This is a genomic window from Frigoribacterium sp. Leaf164, from assembly GCF_001423665.1.
Classification (GTDB): domain Bacteria; phylum Actinomycetota; class Actinomycetes; order Actinomycetales; family Microbacteriaceae; genus Frigoribacterium; species Frigoribacterium endophyticum.
This window is the reverse complement of sequence record NZ_LMOX01000001.1, coordinates 375,804-391,643: the sequence shown is the minus strand read 5'-3', so window position 1 is coordinate 391,643 and position 15,840 is coordinate 375,804. Positions and strand designations below refer to the sequence as shown.

At 75.1% G+C, this 15,840-nt stretch carries 12 protein-coding genes; 7 read left to right on the top strand and 5 right to left on the bottom strand.

The genetic code is table 11. From position 1 onward, the window contains the following. Positions 1 to 322: 322 nt before the first annotated feature. The gene (locus ASF82_RS01745) at positions 323 to 1,489 is read right to left on the bottom strand and encodes an RtcB family protein (RefSeq protein ID WP_056052608.1); all 1,167 of its coding nucleotides are present in this window, start codon (positions 1,487 to 1,489) and stop codon (positions 323 to 325) included. A gap of 131 nt (positions 1,490 to 1,620) precedes the next feature. After that, positions 1,621 to 1,755, bottom strand: coding sequence for a hypothetical protein (locus ASF82_RS16280; protein ID WP_255354131.1), 135 nt, complete (start codon positions 1,753 to 1,755; stop codon positions 1,621 to 1,623). Positions 1,756 to 2,047: 292 nt separating this feature from the next. Here ASF82_RS16280 and ASF82_RS01740 point away from each other — a divergent pair, with 292 nt between their 5' ends. The 3 genes from ASF82_RS01740 to ASF82_RS01730 are packed head-to-tail and all read left to right on the top strand — an operon-like array spanning position 2,048 to position 7,319. After that, entirely contained in the window at positions 2,048 to 3,589 is a 1,542-nt protein-coding gene (locus tag ASF82_RS01740) for a pyridoxal-dependent decarboxylase (RefSeq protein WP_056052605.1), read from the top strand. Next, positions 3,586 to 4,938, top strand: a complete 1,353-nt coding sequence (locus ASF82_RS01735) for a lysine N(6)-hydroxylase/L-ornithine N(5)-oxygenase family protein (RefSeq protein WP_056052602.1) — start codon at positions 3,586 to 3,588, stop codon at positions 4,936 to 4,938. The genes ASF82_RS01740 and ASF82_RS01735 overlap by 4 nt, the downstream gene beginning before the upstream one ends. Continuing rightward, a complete protein-coding gene (locus tag ASF82_RS01730) occupies positions 4,935 to 7,319 on the top strand; it encodes a GNAT family N-acetyltransferase (protein WP_056052599.1) in 2,385 nt (794 codons plus the stop codon). Before ASF82_RS01735 ends, ASF82_RS01730 begins: the two co-directional genes overlap by 4 nt. Before the next feature lie 247 nt (positions 7,320 to 7,566). Here the strand turns inward: ASF82_RS01730 and ASF82_RS01725 are convergent, their stop codons facing one another. Continuing rightward, positions 7,567 to 8,835: a GAF domain-containing protein gene (locus ASF82_RS01725; RefSeq protein ID WP_056052596.1), complete on the bottom strand. Its 1,269-nt coding sequence runs from the start codon at positions 8,833 to 8,835 to the stop codon at positions 7,567 to 7,569. A 148-nt stretch (positions 8,836 to 8,983) separates the two neighbouring features. Next, positions 8,984 to 9,580, bottom strand: a complete 597-nt coding sequence (locus tag ASF82_RS01720; protein WP_056052594.1) for a hypothetical protein — start codon at positions 9,578 to 9,580, stop codon at positions 8,984 to 8,986. 318 nt (positions 9,581 to 9,898) lie between these two features. Between ASF82_RS01720 and ASF82_RS01715 the strand changes: the two genes are divergently transcribed. Genes ASF82_RS01715 through ASF82_RS01700 form a run of 4 tightly spaced genes read left to right on the top strand, consistent with a single transcriptional unit; the run spans position 9,899 to position 15,171 of the window. Next, a complete protein-coding gene (locus tag ASF82_RS01715) occupies positions 9,899 to 10,831 on the top strand; it encodes a hypothetical protein (protein ID WP_056052592.1) in 933 nt (310 codons plus the stop codon). Then, positions 10,828 to 11,610, top strand: coding sequence for an ABC transporter ATP-binding protein (locus tag ASF82_RS01710; RefSeq protein ID WP_056052589.1), 783 nt, complete (start codon positions 10,828 to 10,830; stop codon positions 11,608 to 11,610). Before ASF82_RS01715 ends, ASF82_RS01710 begins: the two co-directional genes overlap by 4 nt. A 31-nt stretch (positions 11,611 to 11,641) precedes the next feature. Continuing rightward, entirely contained in the window at positions 11,642 to 14,035 is a 2,394-nt protein-coding gene (locus ASF82_RS01705) for an ABC transporter permease (RefSeq protein ID WP_056052587.1), read from the top strand. Continuing rightward, positions 14,032 to 15,171: a ThiF family adenylyltransferase gene (locus ASF82_RS01700; protein ID WP_056052584.1), complete on the top strand. Its 1,140-nt coding sequence runs from the start codon at positions 14,032 to 14,034 to the stop codon at positions 15,169 to 15,171. Before ASF82_RS01705 ends, ASF82_RS01700 begins: the two co-directional genes overlap by 4 nt. Positions 15,172 to 15,261: 90 nt before the next feature. On the opposite strand, the gene ASF82_RS01695 is transcribed toward ASF82_RS01700, so the two are convergent. Continuing rightward, positions 15,262 to 15,837 (bottom strand): DJ-1/PfpI/YhbO family deglycase/protease, encoded by a 576-nt coding sequence (locus ASF82_RS01695; protein ID WP_056052581.1) that lies wholly within the window; start codon positions 15,835 to 15,837, stop codon positions 15,262 to 15,264. Between the last annotated feature and the right edge of the window lie 3 nt (positions 15,838 to 15,840).

Here is a 15,840-nt window from a genome sequence, read left to right as displayed (position 1 = left end):
GAACCGTCGACACGACCGCCGCGCGCAGCGCCGCGACGACCGCGGCCCCGCCGCACCGCCCCCACCACCGAGCGGCCCGCCTCGTCGACGACTCAGGAGGCACCCGCGCGAGCGACNGAACCGTCGACACGACCGCCGCGCGCAGCGCCGCGACGACCGCGGCCCCGCCGCACCGCCCCCGCGGCCGGGCGGCCCGCCTCGTCGACGAGTCAGGAGGCACCCGCGCGAGCGAGCCCGCGCGGGCCGCCCGCGCCGCCGGCTCCTGAACCGTCGACGCAGGTCGGCGGCGAGGAGGCGCGAGCCGCAGCCCGCGCCTCCCCCGCTAGTCGCCCTTGACGTTCACGATCTGGCGCAGCGTGTGCCGGATCGTCACGAGCTCCGCCGCGTCGGCCATCACCTGGTCGATCGGCTTGTACGCCGCGGGGATCTCGTCGAGGAACGCGTCGGTGTCGCGGTACTCGATGCCCTCCATCGCGGTGCGCAGCTCGTCGTGCGTGAACTTCTTGCGGGCGGCGCTCCGCGAGTAGGCCCGGCCGGCGCCGTGCGGCGACGACTCGAGCGCGACGGGGTTCCCCCTGCCCTCGACCACGTAGGAGGCGGTGCCCATGCTGCCGGGGATCAGACCGGCCTGCCCCGCCCGGGCCGAGATGGCGCCCTTGCGGCTGAGCCACACGTCCTTGCCGAAGTGCCGCTCGCGCTGCGTGAAGTTGTGGTGGCAGTTGATCCGCTCCTGCTCCTCCACGGGCGCTCCGACCCAGTCGGCGAACTGGCGCACGACGCGGTCCATCATCTCCTCCCGGTTCAGCAGGGCGAAGCGCTGGGCCCAGCCGAGCTCGGCGATGTACCGGTCGAACTCGGCCGTCCCCTCGACGAGGTAGGCGAGGTCGGGGTCGGGCAGCGTGATCCACCAGCGCGTCATGGCCGCCTGGGCGACCTTGATGTGCGCCTGCGCGATCTTGTTGCCCACGCCCCGGCTCCCCGAGTGCAGGAAGAGCCACACGGCGTCCGTCTCGTCGAGGCTGACCTCGATGAAGTGGTTGCCGCTGCCGAGCGTGCCCAGCTGCAACTGCCAGTTCTTGGCGTACGACGCGGGGTCGAAGCCCGCCTCGGCGGCCAGCGCCTCGAGCTCGGCGACGCGGGGCTCGGCCGTGGCGACGACCTTGCGGTTGTACGCGCCGGCCGAGGTCGGCACGGCCCGCTCGATCTGCTCGCGCAGCGGCCTGCGGTCGGCGGGCAGGTCGGCCGCCGTGAACTGCGTGCGCACGGCGATCATGCCGCAGCCGATGTCGACGCCGACGGCGGCCGGCATCACGGCGCCGAGCGTCGGGATCACCGACCCGACGGTCGCGCCGAGGCCCAGGTGGGCGTCGGGCATCAGTGCGAGGTGCGGGTAGATGAACGGCATCGTCGACGTCGTCCTGGCCTGCTGCGCGGTCTTCTCCTCGAGCAGGCTGGCCCAGCTGAACAGCCGGGCGGTGATCTTCTCCATGGTCCTCTCGGTCCTCTGTGGGGGGGGTGTCGTCGTCCGGGGCGGACGGACGCACTCCGACCCTGCAGTGTCGGTGGATGCGAGAGGTGCCCCGGCCCTCGTGGGCTGGGGCGTCGGGTGACGCGCGCGGCCTACGAGAGGGTGTCGAGTTCGAGCATGGTCTTCTCCTGCTGCTCGGGCGATGCGTACTGCCCGGGGTGCCAGGAGCGACCGCGGCCGTCGAGGAGGCGCGGTGCACGCAGGTCGGCGAAGGTGCGGTTCGACACGGTGCTGGCCTCTCTCTCGGGGGTGCTCGACGTCGACGAGGCGACGGGTCGTGCCGACGATCGGCACGAGAGGTGACAGTACAGCCCGGGCGTGTCGCTGTCCACATCCCGGGCGTGTCGCGCCCGTCGCCCCGGACGACCTCCGGGTCGCCCTTTCGGTGGACATCCGGTGAACCCCTGGTCATGAGCCTGTTTCATGATGCGGCCGCGTCTTGCGATTTAGGTGAGCCTTGCCTAACCTCGGGCAGGCCGCAGAGAGCCTGCCGCGACCACGCACCACCGGGAGCCCACCGTGACCCACCTGCTGTCCGCCGCCACGGCCGACGCCTACGCCCGCACGACGACCGCCGTCGTCGAGCGCCTCGCCGACCGGTTCCGGCTCGTCGACCAGCCGTCGTCGGGCGTGCCCCGCGCCGACCTCGAGGCCCTCGTCGACGCTGTCGACCTCGACGGCCCCGGCGCCGGCACCGACGCCGCCCTCCGCGAGGTGGACGAGCTCTTCACCGCGCACGCCGTCTGGTTCCACCACCCCGCCTACCAGTCGCACCTCAACTGCCCGGTCGCCCTGCCGGCGGTGGCCGCCGAGGCCGTGCTCGCCGCGGTCAACCCCTCGGTCGACACCTACGACCAGTCGACCGTCGGCACCCTCGTCGAGCGGCGGCTGATCGCCTGGACGGCCGAGCGCGCCGGCCTCCCCGCCGACACCGCCGACGGGGTGTTCACCTCGGGCGGCACGCAGTCGAACCTGCACGCCCTGCTGCTGGCCCGCGAGCGCGCCGCCGGGCGGGCCCGACGTCAGGACCTCGACGAGGAGGCGCGGCTGCGGAGCACGAGCGGGCCCGGTCGACGCCCCGACCGGCGCCCGCGCTCCCTGCACGAGGTCCTCGAGCGGATGGTGGTGCTCGCCACCGACCAGAGCCACTTCAGCGTCTCGACGGCCGCGCGGGTGCTCGGCCTGGGGCCGGACAGCGTCGTCGCCGTGCCCACCGACGACCTCGGCCGGATGCGGCCCGACGCGCTCCGGGTGACCCTCGACGCCCTCGTCCAGGCCGGCCACGTCGTCGTCGCCGTCGTGGCGACGGCGGGGACGACCGACCGGGGCTGCCTCGACCCGCTGGCCGCGATCGCCGACGTCTGCGACGACGCCGACGTCTGGCTGCACGTCGACGCGGCCTACGGCGGGGGCCTGCTGGTCTCGACGACGCGGCGGCGCCTCCTCGAGGGCGTCGAGCGGGCCCGGTCGGTCACCGTCGACTTCCACAAGACCTTCTTCCAGCCCGTGTCGTCGAGCGCGCTCGTCGTGCGAGACCGGGCCGACCTCGAGCCGCTCGCCTGGCACGCCGACTACCTCAACCCGGTGGGCGCCGCCGACCCGAACCAGGTCGACAAGTCGCTGCAGACGACCCGGCGGCTCGACGCCCTCAAGCTCTGGGCGACCCTGCGGGCCGTCGGTGCCGACGGGCTGGGAGCGATGATCGACCGCGTCGTCGAGCTGGGCGCGGCCGCGACCGGGGCCGTCCGCGCCTCCGACGACCTCGAGCTGATCGGCGAGACTCAGCTGAGCACGGTCCTGTTCCGCTGGAGCCCGGAGGGGCTGGACGACGCCGAGGCCGACCGGCTCGTGCCGCTCGTCCGACGCGCCCTGGTCGAGTCGGGGCGCGCCGCGGTCGCGCAGACGGTGATCGACGGGAGGCCGTGCCTGAAGCTCACGCTGCTCGACCCCGACACGACCCTGGCCGACGTCGAGGGGGTGCTCGACCTCGTCCGCGAGGCGGCGAGCGCCCTGCACGTCGGCAGCACCGACGGCGTGGCCAGCGCGGCGGTCGTCCGATGAGCGCCGTCCCCGAGCACGTCCACGACCTGGTCGGCGTCGGCCTCGGCCCCTTCGGGCTCGGACTCGCCGCCCTCAGCGACCCCGTCGACGACCTCGACGCGGTCTTCCTCGACGCGGCCGACGGGTTCCGCTGGCACCCCGGCATGATGATCGAGGGCGCCACCGTCCAGGTCCCCTTCCTGGCCGACCTCGTGACGATGGCCGACCCGACCTCCCGGTTCTCCTTCCTCGCCTGGTTGAAGCAGACCGGGCGCCTCTACCCGTTCTACGTCCGCGAGAGCTTCTTCCCGCTCCGCGTCGAGTACGACGCCTACTGCCGGTGGGTCGCCGACCAGCTCGGCACGCTGCGCTGGGGCCGTCGCGTGACGGCCGTCACCGACCTCGACGACGGGACGCTGCTCGTGCACGCCGGCGACGAGACCTGGCGCACCCGGCACGTGGTGCTGAGCACGGGCACCGAGCCCGCCGTCCCGTCGCACCTGACCGGCCTCGACGGCCCGGTCGTGCACAGCGCCGACTACCTCGACGCCCGCGACCGGCTGCGTGACGCGCCCTCCGTGACGATCGTCGGCAGCGGGCAGTCCGCGGCCGAGATCTACCGCGACCTGCTCGACGGGGTCGGGCGCGAGGGCGTCGCGGGCTCCGGCGCCCGGCTCGACTGGGTGACCCGCTCCCCCCGGTTCTTCGCCATGGAGTACACGAAGCTCACCCTCGAGCTCACGAGCCCCGAGTACACCGACCACTTCCACGGCCTGCCCCTCGCCGAGCGCGACCGGCTCGGCCGCGAGCAGCGCAGCCTCTACAAGGGCATCAGCGGCGACCTCGTCGACGACGTCCACGAGACGCTCTACCGCCGCAGCGTCGACGGCCCGCTCGACACGACCCTCCTCACCGAGACCGAGCTGACGGACGCGACCTGGGACGCCGACCGCGGGCTCTTCACGCTGGCCCTCCGTCACGCGCAGCTGGGCACGACGGCGGTGCGGCAGACCGCCGCCCTCGTGCTGGCGACGGGGTACGCCCCACGGTCGACCTCGGTGCTCGACCCGCTCGGCGACCAGGTCGAGCGCGACGCCCGCGGGCGCCTCGCCGTCGCCCGCGACCACAGCGTCGACGGCGGTCGCGGCCGCGTCTTCGTGCAGAACGGCGAGGAGCACACCCACGGCCTCACCGCGCCCGACCTGGGCATGGGCGCCTGGCGCAGCTCGAGCATCCTCGCGTCGATCACCGGCCGCGAGGTCTACCCGGTCGAGCGGCGGGTCGCCTTCCAGACGTTCGGGCTGCCGACCGAGGAGTCGCGGGTCGGCTCCCCGGGAGCCCCCGCCGCCGAGGGGGTGACGGTCCGATGACCGCGGTCGCCGAGCACCGCGCCTCGTGCGGGCTCGTCACGATCGAGCCGTTCGAGGCGCACCCGCACGCGGTGCCGCTGCGGCGCTGGCTCTCGCACCCCGCCTCCTCGTGGTGGGGCATGGCGGGCCTCAGCACCGACGAGGTCCGCGCCCACCTCGCCGCGATCGAGGCCGACCCGCACCAGCGGGCCTGGCTGGGCCGCGTCGACGGCGAGCCGCTCTTCTACGTCGAGACGTACGACCCCACGCGCGTGCTGCTGGCGGGCGTGCCCGACGTGCGCCCCGGCGACGTGGGCGTGCACCTGCTCGTCGCTCCGCCGGTCGAGCGACGCGTGCACGGGCTGACCTCCGCCGTGATGGCCGCCGTGACGAGCTTCGTCCTCGACGGCCTGGGGGCGACCAGGGTGGTCGTCGAGCCCGACGTGCGCAACACGGCGGTCAGGGCGAAGAACGACGAGGCGGGCTTCCGCGTGCTGCGCGAGCTCGAGCTGCCCGACAAGCGTGCGGCCCTGTCGGTGCTGACCCGCGACGACCGTGCCGCGGCGCACCTCGCGCCCGGGCCGATGGCGGTCGCGCACCGGCACCTCGTGACGAAGGCCCTCGCCGAGTTCTCTCACGAGCGGCTGCTGGCGCCGGCCTACCGGGGCGACGACGCGTACGAGGTGGTGCTCGCCGCGCTGCCGCGGCACGACGCGGCGGCGGGCCCGGCCGGGGCGCCGGCCGTCGCCCCGGCGCCGACCCCGACCCCGACCCCGACCCCGACCCCGACCCCGACCGTCGCCTACCGCTTCCGCGCCCGGCGGCTCGCCCTCGAGCACTGGGCGATCGACGAGGCGAGCGTGACGCGCACGGTCGACGGGCGCCCCGCCCCGCTCGACGCCCTCGAGCTGGTCGTCGAGCTGCAGCCCCTCCTCGCCGTGCCCGAGCACCTCCTCGCCACCTACCTCGAGGAGGTCTCGGCGACCCTCGCCGGCCTCGCCCACAAGCACCACCGGGGCGGGCCGTCGAGCGAGCAGCTGACGACCGCCGACCACGCGACGATCGAGGCGGCGATGACCGAGGGCCACCCCTCGTTCGTCGCGAACGCGGGCCGGATCGGGTTCGGGCTCGACGAGTCGCGGGCCTTCGCCCCGGAGAACGGCGAGCCCGTGCGCCTGCTCTGGCTGGCGGCCCGGCGCGCCCACGCGCACCTCGCCCTCGGCCGGGGCCTCGACGAGGCCGCCCACCGCCGCGCCGAGCTCGGCGACGAGACGCTGGAGCGCTTCGCGGCGACCCTCCGCGGCCGGGGCCTCGATCCCGACGACTTCCACCTCCTCCCGGTGCACCCGTGGCAGTGGCAGCACCGCGTCGCCGTCACCTTCGCCGCCGACGTCGCCCGCCGCGACCTCGTCCTGCTCGGCGAGGGCGACGTCGAGCACCGGGCGCAGCAGTCGATCCGCACGTTCTCCACCCCGACGCACCCCGAGCGCAGCTACGTCAAGGTCGCCCTGGCGATCCAGAACATGGGGTTCCTCCGCGGCCTCTCCCCCGAGTACATGCGGCCGACGCCGGCGATCAACGACTGGGTGCACGACCTCGTCTCGGCGGACCCGATCCTGCGGGAGGCGCGGTTCCGCGTGGTCCGGGAGCGCGCCTCCCTGGGGTACACCGGCGACGTCTACCACCGCACCGCGACGGCGTCCCCGCAGCGGAAGATGCTCGCGGCGCTCTGGCGCGAGAGCCCGGTGCCGCTGCTCGCCCCGGGCGAGAGGCTGGCGACGATGGCGGCGCTGCTGCACCGCGACCGCGACGGGCACGCGCTGGCGACGGCGATGATCCGGGCCTCCGGTGTCGGCGCCGAGCGGTGGCTGCGGTCGTACCTGCACGCCTACCTGCGGCCGGTCGTGCACTGCCTGCTCGCCCACGACCTCGCCTTCATGCCGCACGGCGAGAACGTGCTCACCGTGCTGCGCGACCACGTGCCGACCGCCGTCGTGATGAAGGACATCGGCGAGGAGGTCGCCCTGCTCGCCGAGCCGTCGTCGCCCGACGAGCTGCCGCCCGAGCTGCGCCGCGTCGTGTCGCCGGTCGACGACCGGGAGAAGGCGCTGGCCGTCTTCACCGACGTCTTCGACGGGGTGCTGCGACACCTCGCGGCGATCCTCGACGTCGACCGGGTGCTGCCGGAGGCGCTCTTCTGGCGGCTCGTCGCGGAGTGCGTCGACCGGCACGCGGTCGAGCACCCCGGGCTGCACGGCGCCGTCGACCTGCGGGCGGCCCGGTTCGACCACTCGTGCCTGAACCGTCTGCAGCTGCGCGACACGAGGCAGATGGTCGACCTCGGGGCGCAGTCGTCGTCGCTGATCTACGCGGGCACCCTGCCGAACCCGATCGCCCGCTGAGGAGGCGCGGGGCGAGGGCGCGGGGCAGGGCGAGGGGAGCACGGCCGGGTCGGACCCGAATCCCCCCGGCCGCGCCCCGTCGGCGGGTGCCGACCGTCGACCGGGCCGGAGGCCTCACGTGCCCGGGACCTGGTCGACGCTACCGATCGACACGTGTCGCGTCAGGGGGGTGGCCAGACGGGAGCCCGGGCCGTAGGAGCCCGACCGCCCGGATCGGGGTACGCGCTGTACCCCGGACCGGGCCTGCTCAGGCCGCGGGCGTCCGCGCCGGGAGGTCCTGCAGCTCGCGCTGCACCTGCAGCGCCAGCTCGCGGAGCAGCACGAGGTCGACGCTCTCGGCGCTGCGCGGCACGACGTCGGTGACGCAGAGCGCCCCGACCCGCACGCCGTCGGCCGTCTCGACCGGGTGGCCGGCGTAGAACCGCACCGACGGGTGCGAGGCGAAGCGCGGGTCGGCCCAGGCGTCGGGCACGACGAGAGCCTGGCCGTCGCGCACCGTGTGGGCGCAGAACGAGTCGGCGATCGGTTGCTCGACCCGCATCTGGCCCGAGACGGCCTTGTTCCACTGTCGGCCCTCGTCGATCAGGGCGAACGAGGCGCCCTGCCCGCCGAGCAGCACGCGGGCGCGCTCGACGATGTCGTCGAACCGCTTCTCGGGCGGGGTGTCGAGCAGGCCGAGGGCGCGCACGGCGGCGAGCTGGGCATCGGCGTCCTGGGGGGCGTGCCGGGCGCGCCGGGCCGTGGCTCCGCGGTCGAGCTCGCGGTCGATCAGGGGGGCGAGCAGGGCGGCCTGGTCGGCGGCCCAGGCGCCGTAGCGCAGCACCTGCAGGCGGCGGTCGCCCGTGCCGCCGACGGCTGAGCCAGCCCGGCCCTGCTCGGCCGAGCCCGACCGGGCCTGCTCGGCCGAGCCCGTCGACGGCACCGGCGGCAGCAGGAAGTGCAGGCGCTCGCGCCCCGCGCAGAGGTCGGCCGACAGCCGGTTGAGCACGCCGGCCTGCTGGTCGGCCGCCCCGCCCCGGGCGGCGCCGAACTTCTGGACCGAGCTCGGGGGCTGGATGCCGACCACGAGCAGGTGGCAGCTCGGGTCGGTGGCCTGCTCGAGCTGCGACAGCAGGGCGCAGAGGTGGCTGCTCCAGCGGTGGCCGGGCAGCAGCTGGAGGGCGTCGCTCATGCCGAGCACGACGACGACGGCGTCGTAGCCGCGGAGGGGGCGGGACGCGGCGAGCTCGTGGGCGGTCGCGACGGTGACGTGCGGGTCGGCCAGGGCGTCGACGTCGGCGCCGCGCCCGGTCAGGGCGGAGAGCCGTCGGGCGAGGTGCCCCGGCAGCGCGAGGTCGTGGCTGCGGACGCCCCAGCCGACGGCGGGGCCGTTGCCGAACACGAGCACGCGGTCGGGGTCGGTGCCCGGCGCGTGCGCCGAGGGGGCGTCGTCGGGGCGGGGCGTGGTGAGGAGGTCGTCGACGACGCGGTAGCGCCCGCGGGCGACCGTTCGGACGGCTCGGTGCATCAGGGACATGCGGCAGCTCCGTCCCCGGGTGACGGGAGAGAGGGTGGCGGGTCGGGCGGGGGCGGGGCCTGACCGTGGACGTTCGATCCTGGCCCACGCAGCCCGGGGCGGCAAGCCCCCGGACGGGGGCGCGGGGAGTCGCGGGTCGAGCCCCCGGTCACCCCCGGTCGTCGGGGCTGCGCCGCGCCTCCCCCAGCGCGGCGAGGTCGTCGCCGAGACCGGCGAGCCGCTCGTCGCGCTCGGCCTCGTAGGCGGGGTCGACGGCGCCCGCGGCGCGCACGCGCGTCACGACGGCGGAGCCGACGTCGGCCCAGGCGCGCTCGACGGCGGAGGCGACGATGCCGTCGACGTAGTCGCGGTCGCTGCGGAGGGCGTCGAGCCGGTCGGCGACGGCGACGTAGGTGTTCTCCCGGAACCACAGGGTCGCGTCGTCCGCGCTCCGGTAGTCGTGCTGGTGGCGGGAGCGGCCGCGGCTGCCCTTGGTCTTCGCGCGGGCGGCCTCGATGCGCTTGTTCTGGTAGCGCTGCTCCTCGGCGAGCCGGTGCAGGGTCCGGCCCACCGCCTCCGCGGTCTCGTCACGGTCGAAGACGTCGTCGTCGCGCAGGGCCCTGACCACGATGCGGTTCGCGACCGACACGACGGCCGCGGCCCGCGCGATGAGCAGGCCCTCCCCCACGGCGCGCTCGAGGGCGACCGGGTCGACCGGGGCCGGGTCGACGCCGTCGTCGGCACCGCGGTTCCTCGACCACCTCATGCCGCTGCCTCCTGATCCGGACGCCCACGTCCGCGTCGGACGTCCACCCCCGATTAAAGCCCCTCCGGAGGCGCGGCTCGTCACGCGCCCGCCCTTGCACGCCACGGGACCGACCAGTATGTTCGATGTCACCCTCCGGACGTCACGTCCAGGAGGGTCGACTCGACGACGAGAGGAGGTGACCATGACGAAGACGACCACCTCGACGCTGAAGCCGGGAGCTGCGGCGCGATGCGACCGCGGCAACTGCATGTGCACGTGACCTCTCGCGGCGGGGAGCCCCGTCTCCCCGCCGCGCCGACCTGACCGAGGAGCACCGTGCACCTACCCCTCTTCACCCTCTTCACGCTGCGTCGCGACCGGCAGCTGTGGGAGGCCCTCCGTGCCGCAGGCCCTGTTCGAGCGTGGGCCCTCATGTCCGAGCTCGCCGCCCTCGACCGCCCGCTCCACGACGCCTGCGCGGAGCCCGACCAGACGGCCGCCCATGTCGAGGCTCAGACACGGGCCTTCATGGAGCTGGCGCCGGCGCTCGACGAAGAGACGGCGACGGCTGCGGCCCGGCGGTTCGCCACGTACGGCCCCCGCCTCCAGCTCGAGTCGACCTTCCTGTCGCTCTGGCTCTCCGACGACCGGACGCTCTTCCAGGACGTCGTCGAGATCCGCGGCCTGGAGCACCTCGTCGAGGCCCAGCGCCGCGGCGGGGTGCTCGCCCTCCCGCTGCACCTCGGCCCGTCGTACGCCGTCCCGCTGGTCCTCGCGCACCTGGCGCCGACGAGGTTCGTCTACAACCGCATGAACGTCGCCGACCTCCGTGACGTCGCGTTCCCCGACCTCGACGTGGAGGCGTTCCCCGTCGACGACGCGGTGACCTTCCGCCGCGGGCTGGAAGCCCTGCGGGCGGGTCAGGTCTTCGCCATGTTCCCTGAGTTCGACCCGAGGGGGCAGGGGCTGCGCCACGCTCGTGTCCCGTTCCTCGGCACGACGGTCCTCGCGCCCGAGGGGCCCGTCCTCCTCAGCCGTGCCGCCCGGGTGCCGATGCTGCCGATCGTCCTCGACTCGGACGGCGGCGGGCACTTCACCCTCAGGTTCCTGCCCCCCGTACCTCCTCCCCTCGGCGACACGACGGGCCGGCAGGCACTCGAGTCGCTGTGGCGGGTCGTGGAGTCACAGCTCCTCGACGGCCGGGTCGGCGACTGGGAGATGTGGATCGAGTTCGACCTGATGTCACCGCGACGGGGAGAGCCGACGTGAGCGAGGGGCGCACGCTCGTGCGCGCCGTCGGCCTGCGTCGGGAGTTCCCCAGCCGTGGCGGGGTCGAGACGGTGCCGGTCGTCGACGGGGTCTCGCTGGAGGTCCGCGACGGTGAGTTCGTCGCCATCGTCGGGCGCAGCGGGTGCGGCAAGACCACGCTCCTCCAGATGCTGGGCGGGCTCGACGCCGTCGACGGAGGAGAGCTCGAGGTGGCCGGGACGGACCTGGTCGGGGCCGACGAACGAGCCCGCGCGCGCTTCCGGCGTCGGCACCTCGGCTTCGTCTTCCAGTCCTTCCACCTGGTGCCGACACTGACCGTGCTCGAGAACGTCGGAGCGACGGCGCTCATCGACGGTCGCCGGCGCGAGGACTGGGCCCCGGAGGCTTCCCGGCTCCTCGACGACCTCGGGCTCGCGTCCCTCGCACCGCGGCTGCCGCAGGGTCTCTCCGGGGGGCAGCAGCAGCGCGTCGCCGTCGCGCGCGCCCTGTTCGGGTCGCCGGACGTCCTGATGGCCGACGAACCCACGGGCGACCTGGACTCCTCGACGGGCGCGACCGTGCTGACGATGCTGCGGTCGGCCGTGGAGTCAGGCGCCGTCGGCTGTGCGCTCATGGTGACCCACGACGCGGTCGCCGCGAGCCGCACCGATCGGGCGATCGCCCTGGCGGACGGCCGGGTGGTGGCGCAGCTCGACGTCGCCCGCGCCCGACACGACCAGGAAGGAGCGGCCGATGTGGTCGAGCGCGTGCACGCTTGGATGGCGTCACTGGCGCGATGACGCTCGTCACCACGCCCTGTCCACGGCTGCGGTGGCCGTCGGTGCGGCCCTCGTCGTGGCGACGCTGCTGACGAGCGACGCGGCGGAGCGGGCGACGGACGACCGGCTGGACGCCCTGGTCGCCTTCGGCGACGTCGCACTGGTGGCATCGGCGGGGACGGACGTGATCTCGTCCACCTCGCTCGACGAGATCGCCGGGCTGCCCGGCGTCGCCCGTCTCCTGCCGACGTTGAGCCACTCGAGCGTCGCAGCGGCACCGTCGCACGGGTCCGGCGGAGGCGTCTCGGTCGAGACCGAGGTGACGGTGACCGGGTACCCCTCCGACGCCGCCGACCTCATGGAGCGGGCGCTCGTCTCCGGCGCGTCGCCGACGGCGGCGTCGGGCGACGCAGTCCTGCCCCGGGACCTCGCGGACGAGCTCGGCGTCGACGTCGGGGACACCCTCGGGGTGAGCAGCACGGCGGGCGGCCGGGAGTTCACCGTCTCCGGGCTCGCCGACGACGCGGCCCTCGGCCTCTTCGGCGGAGACACCGTCTTCGTCGACCTCGCCTCGGCGCGCGAGGCGTTCTCCGAGCCCGACGGGGCGACCCGTGTCGACGTGGAGCTCCAGCCGTCCGTCCGGACGACCTGGGCCACGGACCACGCCGGAGACCTCCCCGCCGGGGTCGAGGTGCAGGACACCTCGGCGTTCGCGACGGCCGTCGAGCCCGTGCTGGCCGTGCAGTCGCTCGTCCTCGCGGCCTGCTCGACCGTGGCGCTCGGACTGACCGCCCTGCTCACCGCGCACACCCTCCGGGCGTCGACACGGCGACGGGCGTCGACCTGGGGAGCGCTGCGCGCCCTCGGCGCACCGGGCCGCTGGACGGCAGCGGCCGTGCTCGTCGAGGCGAGCCTGGCCTCCGCGCTCGGGAGCAGCCTCGGGGTGGTCGTGGGGCTGGTCGGCGGCGTGCTCGCCGCCCCCGGCGCCGTCCCGTCGCTCTCGTCCATGGCGGGTCTCGGCGTCGTCGGCGTGAGCGTGGGGACGGTGGCCGGCCTCGCGGGCGCCGCCGCGGCCGCCCGCGACGTCGCGCGGAGCCGACCGGTCGACACGCTGGGCGGGGCGGAGAGGCGGCGGGGCGTGATCGCGCGCAGTCTCGCGACCTGCCTCGTGACGGCCGTCGGTGTGGCCCTGGCGACGACCGGGGGCCCCCTGGGCCGCGGCGTCGCCGTCGCACTCGCGGTCGTGCTCTGCGTCGTGGGGACGCCGCTGCTCCTGGCCGCACTCGGCCGTCTCCTGCGCCACTCCCGCCGCTGGCGCGTCGCGACGGCCGCCCGCCGGGCCTCGGCGTCCGGGGCGTCCGCCTCCGTGGCCGCGCTCTGTGCCCTCGTGACCTGCTTCGCGACCGCGGCCGCCATCACCCTGTCGACCGTCGCCGCCGCGACGCTCGACCAGGTCGAGCGCCAGTTCGGGGCCGACGTGCAGGCGAGCGTCCCCGTGGCGCTCCCGGACGACCTCACCGACCGCGTGCGGGGCGTGCCCGGGGCGGAGACGGTGTCGGCCTCGGTCTCGGGCAGGGCCCTGGCCGTCGCGGGCGTGCGCACGTCCGACGTCGGCCTCGTCGGCGTCGACGCCTCGAGCTGGTTCGACGTGGCCTCCGTGCCGTGGGTGGACGGCGACGACGACGACGCCCGCGATGCCCTGGCGCGAGGGGAGGGCGTCCTGCTGCCCGTCTCCGTGGCCACCGTGCTGGGGACCACCCTGGGCGACCCGGTCGTCGTGCAGCACGGCGGTCGCACGACCTCGCTCGTGGTGGTGGGCACCTTCGCCTCGTTGGTCACCGGCGACCAGATCGTCGTCGACGTCGGCACGGCCCGATCGCTCGGCTTCGCGGGTGCGTCGGCCTGGGACATCGCGACCTCGCCCGGTGCCGACCCCGACCTCGTCGTCCGCGGCGTCGACGACGTGTTCGCCGACGTCCCGGGGAGCTCCGTCGTGACAGGGGCCCAGATGCGCGCCCGAGCCGTCTCCGAGCTGGGGGCCTCCTCGGGCGCGCTCGTCGCGGTGGTCGGCGTCGGCGTCGCCTTCGGTGCCCTCGCGGCCGCCGGCACGTGGGCGACCGAGGCGTCGCGACGGCGACGAGAATTCGCGACCTGGAGGGCCGTCGGAGCCCAGGGCAGCGACGTAGGGCGGCTCCTCGTGCTCGACGCCGCCCTCGTCGTCGCCGCCGCCGTCGCGGGCGGCCTCGCCTGCGGGGTCCCGGCGGGCCTGCTGGCGACGACGCTCGTCGCCGAGGCCCTCGGCACGGCCCTCGCGCCGCAGGTGCCCGTCGTGGGCCTCCTCGCCTGCTGCGTGGTCGTCGCGACCGCGATCCTCACCTCCTCAGGGGTGACCGCTCGCCGGACGGCAGCGTCGCCCACCGTCCTCGCCCTCCGGGAGGCTCCGTGAACGACCCGTCCGTCGCTGCCGCCGTCGTGACGACGCCCCCGATCCTGCGCCTCCGCCGGGGCCTCGTGGTCGAGCACGCCCCGGGCGCGCTCCGCGTCACGTCGATGGCCACGCGCGAGGTGATCGAGTACGCCGTCGACGACCACGTCGTCGACCTCCTGGCGTGTCTCGACGGGACCCTCGACCGGGGCGGCGTCCACCGTCGCCTGCAGGAGGCGGGACACCTCGTCTCCCTGGGCGTCGTGGACGCCGTCCTCGCCGTGCTGCGCGGCGACGGGCTGCTGGCGACGGGCCCGGACGCAGCGGGTGCCGACCCTCGACGGACGGCCCAGCTGCGCTTCCTCGACGAGCTCGCCTCGCTGCACCCGGCCCCCGGGCGTGACGCCGCCTCCCTCCAGGCGTCCCTGGTCGCGTCGAGGGTCGTCGTGCTCGGAGTCGGAGGCGCGGGGTCGACGGTCGTCGCCGCGCTCGCCCGCGCGGGCGTCGGGGAGATCGTCGTCGTGGACGCCGACGTGGTCGAGGTGTCGAACCTCGACCGGCAGCCGCTCTTCGACACCGACGACGTGGGCAGCCACAAGGTCGTGGCTGCGGCGGCTCGCGTCGCGACCGTCGACCCCGCCGTCCGGGTCGTGCCGGTGCCCCTCCACGTCCGGGGCCCGGCAGATCTCGATCCGCTCCTCGACGGAGTCGACCTGGTGGTGAGCTGCGCCGACCAGCCGAGCGTAGCCGCTGCCTCCGGGTGGGTGGCCGACGCAGCGTGGCCTCGCGGCCTCCCCCACATCGTCGGCGGCGCCTACGGCAGTGCCCTCGGCGTCCCGGGGTTCACGGTCGTGCCGGGATCGACCGCCTGCTGGTGGTGCGCCCGGTCGGCGGCGACGGGCCCGGACGACGACCCCTCGTGGCAGGCCGCCCTCGTGACTCCGCGAGGAGGGACGATCTCCGCCGTCACCGGCCTGGTCGGGAACATGACCGCGTGGGAGGCACTTCGGGTGCTGCTCGGTCTGCCCCTCGGCTTCTCCGACCGGCTGCTCGAGCTCGACCTGATGACGATGCAGTGGCACGAGACGGGCGTGTCGAGACGACGGTCGTGTCCGTGTGCCGGTGGTGCCTCTGCTCCTGTTCCTCCTCCTGCGTGACGGGACGCGGCCAGCGACCGACGAGGCCCCCGGCCGTCCGCACGGAGGCGGCGGCTCGGGGGCCCGGACGCGAGGGCGTCGACGAGACGGCTAGGCGCCCGCGGGCTCCGTCGTCAGCGCGTCGCGGACGGCGCCGACGAAGTCGTCGAGGTCGTCGGGCGTGCGCGACGTGACGAGCGTGAAGCCGCCCTCGACGTCGGTGACGACCGAGCGGTCGACCCAGCTGCCGCCGGCGTTCGTCGCGTCGGTGCGGAGCGAGGCGAAGGAGGTGAGCTCCTTGCCCTTCAGCAGGTCGGCCTCGACGAGGAGCCACGGCCCGTGGCAGATCGCCGCGACGGGCGCACCGGCCGAGGCGAAGGCCTTCACCAGGGCGACCGCGGCGTCGTCCTGGCGCAGCGTGTCGGCGTTGATGGTGCCGCCGGGCACGAGCAGCAGGTCGTAGTCGGCCGCGGAGGCCTCCTCGATGGTGGTGTCGGGGCGGACGGACTGCCCCGGGTCCTTGTCGCCGACGAGGGTCTCGACGGGGCCGGTCGACTGGGCCGCGACGACGACGGTGGCGCCGGCCGCGCGCAGGGCCTCGGTCGGCACGACGAGCTCGTCCTGCTCGACGCCGTAGTTGGTGACGATCGCGAGAACGCGGCGACCGGTGAGATCGGTGTCTGCCATGGG

Bases quoted from the DNA above. Each gene is read 5' to 3' on its own strand.
- ASF82_RS01745 (WP_056052608.1), bottom strand. From the start codon at position 1,489: ATGGAGAAGATCACCGCCCGGCTGTTCAGCTGGGCCAGCCTGCTCGAG.
- ASF82_RS01735 (WP_056052602.1), top strand. From the start codon at position 3,586: ATGAGCGCCGTCCCCGAGCACGTCCACGACCTGGTCGGCGTCGGCCTC.
- ASF82_RS01730 (WP_056052599.1), top strand. From the start codon at position 4,935: ATGACCGCGGTCGCCGAGCACCGCGCCTCGTGCGGGCTCGTCACGATC.
- ASF82_RS01725 (WP_056052596.1), bottom strand. From the start codon at position 8,835: ATGTCCCTGATGCACCGAGCCGTCCGAACGGTCGCCCGCGGGCGCTAC.
- ASF82_RS01720 (WP_056052594.1), bottom strand. From the start codon at position 9,580: ATGAGGTGGTCGAGGAACCGCGGTGCCGACGACGGCGTCGACCCGGCC.
- ASF82_RS01695 (WP_056052581.1), bottom strand. From the start codon at position 15,837: ATGGCAGACACCGATCTCACCGGTCGCCGCGTTCTCGCGATCGTCACC.